Below are 13321 nucleotides of genomic sequence, written 5' to 3' on the forward strand. Positions count from 1 at the left end.
CGCTCAAGCCCCGATCCACGGCAACCCGCGAAAGCACCATCCCGCCACCGTCTTCCGGTGTCCCTGTCCATCCTTGTCGCCTTCGAAGCCTTCGAGCAGGTCATACGCCTGCCCATAGCCTTCCTTCTGCGCCACGACCGCCGCGAGCTTCGAACGGGCCGCGCTGCGGCATAGAAACACGACAGGCGTATCCGGAGTGGCGACCTGTCGCAATTGTTCGATAAACTCGGCGTTCGGCACCGAGCCGGGGTAGCGGATCCATTCGATGTGCGCGTATTGCGCGCCGTCGATCGCGGGGCGGCCGACCCAATCCAGTTCGGCGCGGGTGCGGACATCGATCAGCCGCACGCGCGGATCGAGCTGCAGCAGTTCGAATGCTTCGGCGGGAGAAAACGCGCCCGCGTAGGTGAGCTTGTTGTCGGCGGCGCGCTGGGCGGCCTGGCTATAGAGTTGTTCGAGCGTGCTCATGGCGGTCTCCGTAAGGCGCAAAGAATCATTCTAGCGTGCACGGGAGCCGCGCCGGGTGCAGGATGAATGCGCGATTGTGGTGCAAGAATACGTCGATGCACCTGAGTGGTGCCGTGATAAATCTGGACAAACGAGTGCGCACCGAAAAGGTGCGCGCGGTAGGAGCGGCAAACCGGAAACCTTTTCATCGTACGGATCGGTTTCACTCGAAACGCGCGCTGCTTCAAGCGCTTAGCGCAAAGTTGGTGCGCTTGGCACGGAAGCTGCTTTTCCATCCTCGATTGAATCGATGTTCAGGATTGGTCGGGGCGGCGAAGCGATTCGCCGACTTTTGTTAATCAGGAGATAGGTAATGAGTAAATCCGTGGCCGACGTCATGCAACTCGTCAAGGACGAGGACGTCAAGTTCGTCGACTTCCGCTTCACCGACACGCGCGGCAAAGAACAACACGTCTCCGTGCCGGTTTCGCACTTCGACGAAGACAAATTTGAAAGCGGCCACGCTTTCGACGGCTCGTCCATCGCAGGCTGGAAGGGCATCGAAGCGTCGGACATGCTGCTCGTTCCGGATGCGAACACTGCGTTCATCGACCCGTTCTACGAAGAAGCCACGCTGGTGCTCTCCTGCGACGTGGTCGAGCCGGCCGACGGCAAGGGCTACGAGCGCGACCCGCGTTCGCTCGCCAAGCGCGCCGAAGCCTATCTCAAGAGCTCGGGCCTGGGCGACACCGCCTTCTTCGGTCCGGAGCCGGAATTCTTCATTTTCGACTCGGTGCAGTGGAACACGGATCAGTCGGGCACGTTCGTGAAGATCGGCTCGGAAGAAGCGCCGTGGTCGTCGGCGAAGGAATTCGAAGGCGGCAATACGGGCCACCGTCCGGGCACGAAGGGCGGCTACTTCCCGGTCGCTCCCGTCGACACGTTCCAGGACATCCGCTCGGAAATGTGTCTGCTGCTCGAACAGATCGGCATTCCGGTCGAAGTGCATCACCACGAAGTGGCGGGCCAGGGCCAGAACGAAATCGGCACGAAGTTCTCGACGCTGGTGCAGCGCGCGGACTGGCTGCAGCAGATGAAGTACATCATCCATAACGTGGCGCACACGTATGGCAAGACGGCGACCTTCATGCCGAAGCCGGTCGTCGGCGACAACGGCTCGGGCATGCACGTGCACCAGTCGATCTGGAAAGATGGCCAGAACCTGTTCGCGGGCAACGGCTACGCAGGCCTCTCGGAATTCGCGCTGTTCTATATCGGCGGCATCATCAAGCACGCACGCGCGCTGAACGCGATCACGAACCCGGGTACGAACTCGTACAAGCGTCTCGTGCCGCACTTCGAAGCGCCCGTGAAGCTGGCTTACTCGGCACGCAACCGTTCGGCATCGATCCGTATTCCGCACGTGAGCAACCCGAAGGGCCGCCGTATCGAAACGCGCTTCCCGGATCCGCTGGCGAACCCGTACCTGTGCTTCTCCGCGCTGATGATGGCGGGTCTCGACGGCGTGCAGAACAAGATTCATCCGGGCGAAGCCGCGGACAAGAATCTGTACGACCTGCCGCCGGAAGAAGACAAGAAGATCCCGACCGTGTGCGCGGGCCTCGACCAGGCCCTCGACGCGCTCGACGCGGATCGCGAGTTCCTGACGCGCGGCGGCGTGTTCACGGATTCGATGCTCGACGCATACATCGAACTGAAGACGCAGGAGTTGCAGCGTTATCGTCAGTCGGTGCATCCGATCGAGTTCGAGATGTACTACTCGCTGTAAGCCGCATGCGCGCAACGCATGTAAAGCGATGACGAAAAAGGGACGGCGCGCCGTCCCTTTTTTAATCGCCGAGCGTGTCATGAATCAACAAGAAGATCGGTGTCACGAACGGCCTCACTCATTGCACGATGGTGTTAAAGAATCTCATCAAGGCGCGTAAAGGCCACGCCGACGCGCTCTCCGACGACACGCAGCTCGCCGCGACGGGGCTGTTGCCCGGACTGGAAGCGCTGCCTACGGTCGTGCTCGTGCTCGACATGCGCAACCTGCGGATTGCCTACGCGAACCCTTCGGCGGAATCGATGCTGGAGATGTCGCGCAAGCAATTGACGCAGATGAAATGGCCCGAGCTCTTCGCCGATGCGAACGAACTGGCGGCCACGATCGCGTCGATCGCGGAGAACCGCTTCAACGCGACGCGGCTCGACGCCGTGCTCGAACGGCCGAGCCGCGAGCCGGTGCACGTGCATGCGATCGTCGGTTATCTCGAAGCCGCGCCGGACTACCTGCTGCTGGAACTCTTCGAGAACGAGCGGCATCTGCGCACGGATCGCGAAGAGCGCATCCACGATCTCACCGCGGTCAACAAGCAACTGATCCGCAATCTCGCGCACGAGATCAAGAATCCGCTCGGCGGCATTCGCGGCGCGGCGCAGTTGCTCGAATTCGAGCTCGGCGAGCGCGAACGCGACGAGTTGCGCGAGTACACGCAGGTCATCATCAAGGAATCCGATCGATTGCAGACGCTCGTCGACAGGCTGCTCGAGCCGCACCGGCATCCGCATATCGTCGGCGATGTGAATATCCACGAAGTCTGCGAGCGCGTGCGCGCCGTGATCCTCGCCGAGTTTCCGCGCGGCCTCACGATCGAGCGCGATTACGACGTCAGCGTGCCCGACTTGCGCGGCGACAAGGAGCAGTTGATCCAGGCGCTGTTGAATATCGTGCGCAACGCGGCCGAAGCGCTGAAGGAACGCATCTCGCAAGGCGATGCGAAGATCGAACTGCGCACGCGCATCGCGCGCAAGGTGACGATCGGCAAGAAGCTGCACAAACTGGCACTGGACTTGCATATCACTGACAACGGCCCCGGCATTCCCGATGAAATCCGCGACCGGATCTTCTTTCCGCTCGTCTCGGGCAGGGAAGACGGCAGCGGTCTCGGTCTCACGCTCGCGCAATCGTTCGTGCATCAGCACGAAGGGTTGATCGAAGTGGAAAGCCGGCCGGGCTGCACCGAGTTCGCCATCCTGCTGCCCTTCGAGAACTGACATCGACGACCATCCACTTCACGCCAGGAACGCCACCCACGCCTTGACGCCTGACCGTTTCGACGGGCTCACACCGAACCACACGAAGACTTCTCGCCGAACGATATGAAGCCGATCTGGATAGTAGACGACGACCAATCCATCCGCTGGGTGCTGGAAAAGGCCCTCGCACGAGAAAACTTCACGACGCGCAGCTTCTCGGGCGTGCGCGACGCGCTTGCCGCGCTCGAACAGGAAAGCCCGCAAGTGCTGGTTTCCGACATCCGCATGCCGGGCGGCTCCGGGCTCGAACTGCTGCAGACCGTGCGCGACCGTTTGCCGGGTTTGCCGGTCATCATCATGACGGCGTTTTCGGATCTCGACAGCGCGGTCGCCGCGTTTCAGGGCGGCGCGTTCGAGTATCTCGCCAAGCCGTTCGATGTCGATAAAGCGGTCGAGCTGATCCGCCGCGCCGTCGACGAAAGCATGCGTGGCGAAGCGGCGTATGACGAGCGCGTGACCGAAACGCCCGAGATGCTCGGCCAGGCGCCCGCGATGCAGGACATGTTCCGCGCGATCGGCCGCCTGTCGCATTCGGCCGCGACGGTGCTCATCACGGGCGAATCAGGCACCGGAAAGGAGCTTGTCGCGCGCGCCTTGCACCGACATAGCCCACGCGCTAACGGACCGTTCATCGCGCTGAACACGGCGGCGATTCCGAAGGATCTGCTGGAATCCGAACTATTCGGCCACGAGCGCGGCGCGTTCACGGGCGCGCAGGCGATGCGCCAGGGCCGCTTCGAGCAGGCCGAGAACGGCACGCTCTTTCTCGATGAAATCGGCGACATGCCGTTCGATCTGCAGACGCGTCTGTTGCGCGTGCTGTCGGATGGGCAGTTCTATCGCGTGGGCGGGCACAATCCGCTGCGGGCGAACGTGCGCGTGATCGCGGCGACGCATCAGAATCTCGACGCGCGCGTGCGGCAGGGCTTGTTTCGCGAGGACTTGTATCACCGCCTCAACGTGATCCGCCTGCGCCTGCCCGCGTTGCGCGAGCGCAGCGAGGACATTCCGCTGCTCGCGCGGCATTTCCTGCAGAAGAGCGCGCGCGATCTGGGCGTGGAGCCCAAGCGCGTTTCCGACGACGCGCTTGCGTATCTCGCGTCGTTGCCGTTTCCGGGCAACGTCCGCCAGTTGGAGAACCTCTGCAACTGGCTCACGGTAATGGCGCCCGCGCAAGTGATCGAGCAAAAGGATCTGCCGCCCGATCTCGTGCCGCGTCAGGACGTCACGCCGGAGAGCATCGCCGTGTCGACGGATGGCGCGGTCGCCGCGAACCCGGTCGTGCAGAACGGCGCGGGCGCGATTGCCGCGCCGCTTGCGGGCGCGACGGCGAGCGTATGGGAAAACGGTTTGCGCACGGAAGTCGCGCGCCTCTTGCGCGAGAATTCCGCCGATGTCATGGATGAACTCGCGCGCCGCTTCGAGGCGGCCGTGATTCGCGAAGCGCTCGACTTCACGCGCGGGCGCAAGGTGGAAGCGGCGGAGCGGCTGGGGATCGGCCGCAATACGATCACGCGCAAGATTCAGGAATTGCATCTCGACGCGTGACGTTTGCTTGAACAGGGATCAGTCGATGGTTGCGATCACGGGCGTGTGGTCCGACGGCTGATCCCACTTGCGCGGCACCTTGTCCACTTCGCACGCCGTGCAGCGCGCCGCGAGTTCCTGCGACAGCAAGATGTGATCGATGCGCAGCCCCGCGTTGCGGCGAAACGCCAGCATCCGGTAATCCCACCACGTAAAGAGCTTCTCGGCCTGCTCGAATTTGCGGAAGGCATCCGTGAGCCCGAGTTCGATGAGCTGCGTGAAGTGCGCGCGCTCTTCCGGCGACACGAGATTCTGTCCTTCCCAGGCTTTCGGATCGTGCACGTCGCGATCTTCCGGCGCGATGTTGTAATCGCCGCAGAGCGCGAGTTGCGGATGACGCGCCATGTCTTCGCGCAGCCATACGCGCAGCGCATCCAGCCAGCGCATCTTGTAGGCGAACTTCTCGGAGCCGGGCGCCTGTCCGTTCGGGAAATAGGCCGAGATGATGCGCACGCCATCGACCGTCGCGGCGATCACGCGCTGCTGAAGGTCTTCGAAACCGGGAATATTGCGCACGACGTTGATTTCATCGACCTCGTAGTTCGATTCGGCGCGCACCAGGATGCCGACGCCGTTGTACGTCTTCTGACCCGCGAACCAGCTTTTGTAGCCCGCGGCTTCGAGTTCCGCGCGCGGGAATTTCTCGTCGGGGAGCTTGAGTTCCTGAAGGCACAGGACGTCGACCTGCGATGCTGCGAGCCAGTCGATGACGTGCTGCTGGCGGACTTTGAGGGAGTTGACGTTCCAGGTGGCGATTTTCATGACGTGACCGGTGTTGGTTTGCTTATCGTCGGCTGAACGATTGGCGGCGACCGCTCGCGACGGGGATTCAGCATCATACCGATAAGAGCAGTTGCGTCCATCCGGGCATGAATCTCGGGTTGGTAGAATTCGACGTGTAACGCGAGGTTCAGGAAGTGGATCACGCGCCTTTACAAAAATTTGCAATGCTAATTAGATTACTAAATTATTCGTTCGATCCAGGGCGAGTCGACCAAGCCAGGGGATGTTCGTCAAGCCATGGTCTGAAGGTTTGCCATGAGTCACGAAACTGTGCGAGCGAAGCGTTCGCCCTGATAAAGCCGTCACAATATTCTTTCTGAAATCAGATTCCAATGAGCACGTTCGATAGTACGAAGCGTTTGCTGCCTGAGATTCTCGCTGACATCACAAAAGGCAAGATTCAGCTTCCCGATTTTCAGCGTGGATGGGTATGGGACGATGATCACATCCGTAGCCTGCTCGTCAGCGTCGCAAGATCTTTTCCTGTGGGCGCCGTCATGTTGTTGGAGACAGGCGGAGAAACGCGATTTCAAGTTCGCCCGGTCGAGGGAGTCAGTCTTCCTCCTGATGGCCCCGACGCCGAACTGCTGATTTTGGATGGTCAGCAACGGCTAACTACGCTCACGCAAGTGCTCGCGTCGCAATCATCGGTGAAGACGAGGACCGACAACGGCAAATCGATCGAACGGCATTACTACTGGCACATTCCCACGGCACTCGAAGGCGGCGAGCGTCTCGACGACGCCATCATTGCGACCGACGACGACCGCGTCCTGCGCACCAACTTCGGGCGCGATGTCGTGCTGGACCTGAGCACGACGCGGAATGAATGCAGTCTGCTCTATTTTCCCTGCGACCAGATCCTTAACTCCGACGAGTGGGAAGAAGCACTCCAGGAGTATGCGCAGGAGCATTTCGCGCTATACATCAAGTTTCGGAAAGAAGTGCTGTCGGCGTTCCGAAACTATCAACTGCCCGTGATTCAGCTCGGTCGAGCGACTTCTAAAGAAGCGGTCTGTCTCGTCTTCGAAAAAGTCAACACGGGCGGCGTTCCGCTGAACGTATTCGAACTCGTTACGGCTACTTACGCCGCTGAGGGCTTCAACTTGCGCGACGATTGGCTCGGTAACGCACGACGCAGGATTGCGGGAAGGTTCCCGCGTTTGCGCGAGGATGCGGTGCTGACGCTCGTCGAGTCGACCGACTTCCTTCAAGCCGTCTCGATGCTTCACACACTGGAGCAACGCGTCGCTGACCTCGCCGTCGGCAAGACGGGCAAGGCTGTCCAACCCGTGAGCGCGAAACGGGCATCAATCCTCTCCATGCCGCTTTCTGCCTATGTAAAGTGGGCCGACGATGTGGAGATGGGCTTCGTCGCCGCCGCTCAATTCCTTCGCATGGAGTGCATCACCAAGCCTCGGGAATTGCCGTATCGAACACAACTCGCGCCGCTTGCCGCCATCATGGCCCAACTTAAGCGGCGCTGGCTGGAACCTGTCATATACACGAAGCTCTCTCAGTGGTTCTGGTGTGGCGTACTCGGTGAACTGTACGGTGGCGCGATCGAGACTCGCATCGCGAATGACGTTGAGGATGTTCTTGCCTGGATCGAATCCGATAAATCCACGCCGAGGACCGTCGCCGATGCGGTGTTCAATTCGGACCGGCTGGATCGGATGTCGTCGCGTCTTTCTGCCGCTTATAAAGGTCTGAATGTTTTGCTGCTGCGCGAGGGCGCGCATGACTTCTTTTGGAAAGCGGAAATTCGCGCGCTCGATCAGGAGGAACTCGCGCTCGATATTCACCATATTTTTCCGCAGAGCTGGTGCGAAAATAATGGCATAAGGCGAGCCGCCTTCAATTCCGTGGTGAACAAGACGCCCATTTCCTATAAGGCCAATCGCATGATAGGAGGTCAGCCGCCATCAAACTATGTGCGAAAGCTGCAGACACACAAGCAGGTGCAACTTGGAGACGCCGAGATGAATGCGATCCTGGCGAGCCGTCGAATCGATGCGGGTTCGCTTCGGCGAGATGATTTCGAGCGGTTCTACGCGCGGCGAAAGAGTGCATTGATCGAATTAATCGAGCAAGCAATGGGAAAGAAGTCGCCCGCGCCTTCTGCTACGTCAATGCTCTCAGAGGAAGAGTCGTCTGATGAGGACGCATCGTTTGAGTTGCGTCCCCCGAGTTCACCTTCGGGCGAGCTCTTTAATCATTAATTCGCAGTCAGGCGTGCGGTGATAAGAATGTTGCCCGCGCATTGACAGTCAAGTATGCGAGCCGCGCGCTGCGACCGCGTGAGACTGTCACCAACGCGTCGTCGCCGTGCAGCGCGCGCGACTTTTACACCATTTTTACACCGCACGCTCCACCTTTATCCCGCCCTTTACACCAATCCTCGTAATCTCCCCTCAGTCCTAAACCGCACAAGGGGAGAACACGACAATGGACTTGCTTTACCTCGCCGGCATCGTCCTTTTCTGGGGGCTTTGCGTGGCGCTCACGAGCGGCTGCGAGCAACTGCGCCGCCGCGCGTCGGGAGGCCGCTCATGAATCTCTGGATGATGTGGCTCGCCGCAGCCTCGACGCTGCTGCTTTTCGTCTACCTCGTGTACGCGCTTCTGCGTGCGGAGGATCTCGAATGAACGCGAATACCTTCACGCAGACGGCGATATTCATCGTCGTGCTGATCGCGCTCGCGCTTCCGCTCGGGCGCTACATGGCGAACGTGTTCGAGGGCACGTCCGTCGTCGTGCGCAGAATCGGGCGGCCTGTCGAGTCCGTGTTCTATCGCCTCGCGGGCGTCGATCCCGAGTCGGAGATGTCGTGGAAGCAGTACGCGCTCGCCGTGCTGCTCTTCAACGCGTTGGGCGCGCTCGTGCTGTACGCGATCCTGCGCCTGCAAGGCATGTTGCCGCTCAACCCGCAGGGCATGAGCGGCATGACGCCCGACGCCGCGTTCAACACCGCCGTCAGCTTCGTTGCCAACACGAACTGGCAGGACTACGGCGGCGAAAGCACGCTCGGCTATCTCGCGCAGATGCTCGGCCTCACGGTGCAGAACTTTCTGTCGGCGGCGACGGGCATCGCCGTGGTGATCGCGCTGATACGCGGCTTCAAGCGCCATAGCGCGCAGACCATCGGCAATTTCTGGGTCGATCTCATACGCTCGACGCTCTACGTGCTCATGCCGCTCGCGGTCGTGTTCGCGCTCGTGTTCGTCAGCCAGGGCGTGATCCAGAACTTCAAGGCATATGAAGACGTGCCGACGCTCGAAGTCACGCAATACAAAACGCAAACCCAGACGCAAACGGAAACCGTCAAGGTCGATAAACAGACGCTGCCGATGGGCCCGGTCGCATCGCAGGAGTCGATCAAGATGCTCGGCACCAATGGCGGCGGCTTCTTCAACGCGAACTCGGCGCATCCGTTCGAGAACCCGACGCCGTTTTCCAACTTCATGCAGATGCTCGCCATCCTGATCATTCCGGCGGGGCTGTGCATGACCTTCGGGCGCATGGTCGGCGACCGGCGTCAGGGCTATGCCGTCCTCGCGGCGATGACCATCGCGCTCACGGTCGCGTGCGTCGCCGAGATCTCGGCGGAACAGGCGGGCAATCCGCTCTTCGCGTCGCTTCATGTCGATACGCACGCGTCCGCGCTGCAGGCGGGCGGCAACATGGAAGGCAAGGAAACGCGCCTCGGCATCGCGCAATCGGGCATCTTCACCGTGGTGACGACGGCGGCATCCTGCGGCGCGGTCGCCGATATGCACGACTCGCTGACACCGCTCGGCGGCCTCGTCCCGATGCTGCTGATCCAGCTCGGCGAAGTGATTTTCGGCGGCGTCGGCTCCGGTCTCTACGGCATGCTCGCGTTCGCACTGCTGGCGGTGTTCGTCGCCGGGCTGATGATCGGGCGCACGCCCGAATACATCGGCAAGAAGATCGAAGCGTTCGACATGAAGATGGTGTCCATCGTCATCCTGCTCACGCCACTGCTGGTGCTCGTGGGGACGTCCATCGCCGTGCTCACGGAAGCGGGCAAGGCGGGTATCGCGAATCCGGGCGCGCACGGTTTCTCCGAAATCCTCTACGCCTTCAGCTCCGCCGCCAACAACAACGGCAGCGCGTTCGCGGGGCTCTCGGTGAATACGCCGTTCTACAACTCGATGCTCGCCATCGCGATGTGGTTCGGGCGCTTCGGCACCATCGTGCCGATTCTCGCGATCGCGGGTTCGCTCGCCGCGAAAAAGCGCCTCGCCGTGAATGCGGGCACGTTGCCGACCCACGGTCCGCTCTTCGTGGTGCTGCTGCTCGGCACGCTCCTGCTCGTCGGCGCGCTGACGTATGTACCTGCGCTCGCGCTCGGCCCGATCGTCGAGCATCTCACCATGATCGCAGGCCACTGAACTTCGAGGACAGCATGACCCAACTGAATCAAACGCCGCCGCTGCATCGTCCGGAGAATCTCGGGCAGGCGCGCACGGCGGCACGCTCGATGTTCGATCCGTCGCTGCTCAGGCCCGCGATCGCCGATGCGTTCAAGAAGCTCGCGCCGCGCACGCAGTTGCGCAATCCGGTGATGTTCTGCGTCTACGTCGGCAGCATTCTGACGACGGTGCTCTGGATCGCCGCGCTCGCCGGGGACGCCGAAGCGCCCGCGGGCTTCATCCTCGCGATCGCGCTGTGGTTGTGGTTCACCGTGCTCTTCGCGAACTTCGCCGAGGCGCTCGCGGAAGGGCGTTCGAAGGCGCAGGCCGCGTCGCTGCGGCAGGCGAAGCACAACGTGATGGCGAAGAAGCTCAACGAGCCGCATCCGAAATCGCCGATCCGCATCACGACCTCGACGGATCTCGTGAAAGGCGATGTGGTGCTGGTCGAAGCGGGCGATGTCATTCCCGCCGACGGCGACGTGATCGAAGGCGTCGCGTCCGTCGACGAATCCGCGATCACGGGCGAGTCCGCGCCGGTGATCCGCGAGTCGGGCGGCGACTTCTCGTCGGTCACGGGCGGCACGCGCGTGCTGTCGGACTGGATCGTGGTGCGTGTGTCGGTGAATCCCGGCGAGGCGTTTCTCGATCGCATGATCGCGATGGTCGAAGGCGCGAAGCGTCAGAAGACGCCGAACGAAATCGCGCTGACGATCCTGCTCGTCGCGCTGACGCTCGTGCTGCTGTTCGCCACGGCCACGCTGCTGCCGTTCTCGATGTTTGCCGTGGACGCGGCGAAGCAGGGCCATGTCGTGACGATCACCGCGCTCGTCGCGCTGCTCGTATGTCTGATTCCGACGACCATCGGCGGGCTGCTGTCCGCAATCGGCGTCGCGGGCATGAGCCGCATGTTGCAGGCGAACGTGATCGCAACCTCGGGCCGCGCCGTGGAAGCGGCCGGCGACGTCGACGTGCTGCTGCTCGACAAGACCGGCACCATCACGCTCGGGAATCGCCAGGCGTCGTCGTTCGTGCCGGCGCCGGGCATCGCCGAGCGCGATCTCGCCGATGCGGCGCAACTCGCGTCGCTGGCCGACGAGACGCCGGAAGGCCGCAGTATCGTCGTGCTGGCGAAGCAGCGCTTCAACATCCGCGAGCGCGACCTGGGCCTGCTGCACGCGAACTTCCTCGCATTCTCGGCGCAGTCGCGCATGAGCGGCGTCGATCTGCCCAATCGCGAGATCCGCAAGGGTGCGGCCGAAGCGGTGAAGAAGTATGTCGAGGAACGCGGCGGGCGTTTTCCGCAGGACGTGCAGAGCGCCGTCGATGAGATCGCGCGTCGCGGCAGCACGCCGCTCGTGGTCGCGGAAAGCATCGAAGGCAGGACGCGCGCGCTCGGCGTGATCGAGCTGAAGGACATCGTGAAGGGCGGCATTCGCGAGCGTTTCGCGGAGTTGCGCAAGATGGGCATCAAGACGGTGATGGTGACGGGCGACAATCGCCTGACCGCGGCGGCGATCGCGGCGGAAGCGGGCGTCGACGACTTCCTCGCCGAAGCGACGCCCGAGGCGAAGCTCTCGACGATCCGCGCGCATCAGGCCGAGGGGCGGCTGGTGGCGATGACGGGCGACGGCACCAACGATGCCCCCGCGCTCGCCCAGGCCGACGTTGCCGTGGCGATGAACACGGGCACGCAGGCCGCGAAGGAAGCGGGCAACATGGTCGATCTCGACTCGAACCCGACGAAGCTGATCGAGATCGTCGAGATCGGCAAGCAGATGCTGATGACGCGCGGTTCGCTCACGACGTTTTCGATTGCTAACGATGTCGCGAAGTACTTCGCGATCATTCCGGCCGCGTTCGCGACGACTTATCCGCAATTGCGCGTGCTGGACGTGATGCATCTGGCGTCGCCTTCGTCGGCGATTTTGTCGGCGGTGATCTTCAATGCGCTGATCATCGTGTTTCTGATTCCGCTCGCGCTGAAGGGCGTGAAGTATCGCGCGTTGGGCGCGGCGACGCTCTTGCGGCGCAATCTTCTGGTCTACGGCCTGGGCGGCATCGTGCTGCCGTTTCCGGTCATCAAGCTGATCGATATGGTGATCACCGCACTCGGATGGAGTTGAAATCATGAAGAACATCTTGCGTCCCGTTATTGTGATGTTCGTCGCGCTGACGATCGTTACGGGGCTCGTTTATCCGGCGATCGTGACGGCGGTCGGGCAGGCGGCGTTTCATCGCGAGGCGAACGGCAGTCTGATCGAGCGCGATGGGAAGGTGGTCGGCTCGGAACTGATCGGGCAGCAGTTCGATGCGCCTCGGTATTTCTGGGGGCGTTTGTCGGCGACGACGCCGAATCCTTATAACGCTGGCGGGTCCAGCGGCTCGAATCTCGGGCCGACGAATGGGGCGCTGGCTGACGAGGTCAAGGGGAGGATTGCTGCTTTGGGTGCTTCTGGTGCCTCCGGCGCTTCCGGCGCTGTGCCGGTTGATCTTGTGACTTCTTCTGGTAGCGGGCTCGATCCGGAGATCAGTCCGGCGGCGGCGGCGTATCAGGTTGAACGCGTTGCGCGGGAGAGAGGGATGGCCGCTGCGCAGGTCGAAGCGCTTGTCGCTGGGGCTACTATGGGGCGGCAGTTTGGAGTGTTCGGGGAGCCGCGGGTGAATGTGCTTAAATTGAATCTTGCGTTGGATGCCGCTGGGGCGGCGAAGTAGTTTTTTTTGGCCGGATCCCGTTTTCGTGTTGGTTTATTAGCATTGCCCCTGTGCGGGGCGGCACCTACTTTCTTTGCTGCTGCAAAGAAAGTAGGCAAAGAAAGCAGCTTCGTCACCGCCCGCGGTCACACGCAGTTTGGCCACTTTTCTCCTCCGAGGCGGCACTCGCCTAAGTGTCGCCGTCGAAGGACCTACCGGGCTTGGATCGCGCACGGTCTGACAAGCCATGACTTTGAGGGCGCTGGTTCAGCA

The 13321-nt window shown here is 61.9% G+C and carries 11 protein-coding genes; 9 read left to right on the plus strand and 2 right to left on the minus strand.

The features are described from left to right. Window positions 1–3 precede the first annotated feature (3 nt). Entirely contained in the window at window positions 4–468 is a 465-nt protein-coding gene (locus tag AWB70_RS04410) for a rhodanese-like domain-containing protein (protein WP_053567817.1), read from the minus strand. 352 nt (window positions 469–820) lie between these two features. Here AWB70_RS04410 and glnA point away from each other — a divergent pair, with 352 nt between their 5' ends. The 3 genes from glnA (at window position 821) to ntrC (ending at window position 5097) form a co-directional block, all read left to right on the plus strand. Beyond that, window positions 821–2236: a type I glutamate--ammonia ligase gene (gene glnA, locus AWB70_RS04415; protein ID WP_014190954.1), complete on the plus strand. Its 1416-nt coding sequence runs from the start codon at window positions 821–823 to the stop codon at window positions 2234–2236. A gap of 128 nt (window positions 2237–2364) precedes the next feature. Then, complete coding sequence (gene glnL / locus AWB70_RS04420) at window positions 2365–3507, plus strand: nitrogen regulation protein NR(II) (RefSeq protein ID WP_014190955.1); 1143 nt, start codon at window positions 2365–2367, stop codon at window positions 3505–3507. 105 nt (window positions 3508–3612) lie between these two features. Then, window positions 3613–5097: a nitrogen regulation protein NR(I) gene (gene ntrC, locus AWB70_RS04425; protein WP_053567818.1), complete on the plus strand. Its 1485-nt coding sequence runs from the start codon at window positions 3613–3615 to the stop codon at window positions 5095–5097. Between the two features lie 18 nt (window positions 5098–5115). Here ntrC and xth read toward each other — a convergent pair whose 3' ends face one another. Further along, window positions 5116–5898: an exodeoxyribonuclease III gene (xth, locus tag AWB70_RS04430; protein ID WP_014190957.1), complete on the minus strand. Its 783-nt coding sequence runs from the start codon at window positions 5896–5898 to the stop codon at window positions 5116–5118. A gap of 353 nt (window positions 5899–6251) precedes the next feature. Between xth and AWB70_RS04435 the strand changes: the two genes are divergently transcribed. From AWB70_RS04435 to kdpC, 6 genes are all read left to right on the plus strand, one after another. Beyond that, window positions 6252–8141: a DUF262 domain-containing protein gene (locus AWB70_RS04435; protein WP_053567819.1), complete on the plus strand. Its 1890-nt coding sequence runs from the start codon at window positions 6252–6254 to the stop codon at window positions 8139–8141. 226 nt (window positions 8142–8367) lie between these two features. Then, on the plus strand, window positions 8368–8475 hold the full coding sequence (locus AWB70_RS38955) for a potassium ABC transporter ATPase (RefSeq protein ID WP_193788504.1): 108 nt from the start codon (window positions 8368–8370) through the stop codon (window positions 8473–8475). After that, complete coding sequence (kdpF, locus tag AWB70_RS04440; protein ID WP_041730256.1) at window positions 8472–8567, plus strand: K(+)-transporting ATPase subunit F; 96 nt, start codon at window positions 8472–8474, stop codon at window positions 8565–8567. Before AWB70_RS38955 ends, kdpF begins: the two co-directional genes overlap by 4 nt. Continuing rightward, the gene (gene kdpA / locus AWB70_RS04445) at window positions 8564–10333 is read left to right on the plus strand and encodes a potassium-transporting ATPase subunit KdpA (protein WP_053567820.1); all 1770 of its coding nucleotides are present in this window, start codon (window positions 8564–8566) and stop codon (window positions 10331–10333) included. The genes kdpF and kdpA overlap by 4 nt, the downstream gene beginning before the upstream one ends. Before the next feature lie 14 nt (window positions 10334–10347). Then, the gene (gene kdpB / locus AWB70_RS04450) at window positions 10348–12480 is read left to right on the plus strand and encodes a potassium-transporting ATPase subunit KdpB (protein ID WP_014190959.1); all 2133 of its coding nucleotides are present in this window, start codon (window positions 10348–10350) and stop codon (window positions 12478–12480) included. 4 nt (window positions 12481–12484) lie between these two features. Further along, window positions 12485–13069 (plus strand): potassium-transporting ATPase subunit KdpC, encoded by a 585-nt coding sequence (gene kdpC, locus AWB70_RS04455; protein ID WP_053567821.1) that lies wholly within the window; start codon window positions 12485–12487, stop codon window positions 13067–13069. Window positions 13070–13321: the final 252 nt, after the last annotated feature.

The sequence above is a fragment of the Caballeronia cordobensis genome (genome assembly GCF_001544575.2).
Lineage (GTDB): Bacteria > Pseudomonadota > Gammaproteobacteria > Burkholderiales > Burkholderiaceae > Caballeronia > Caballeronia cordobensis.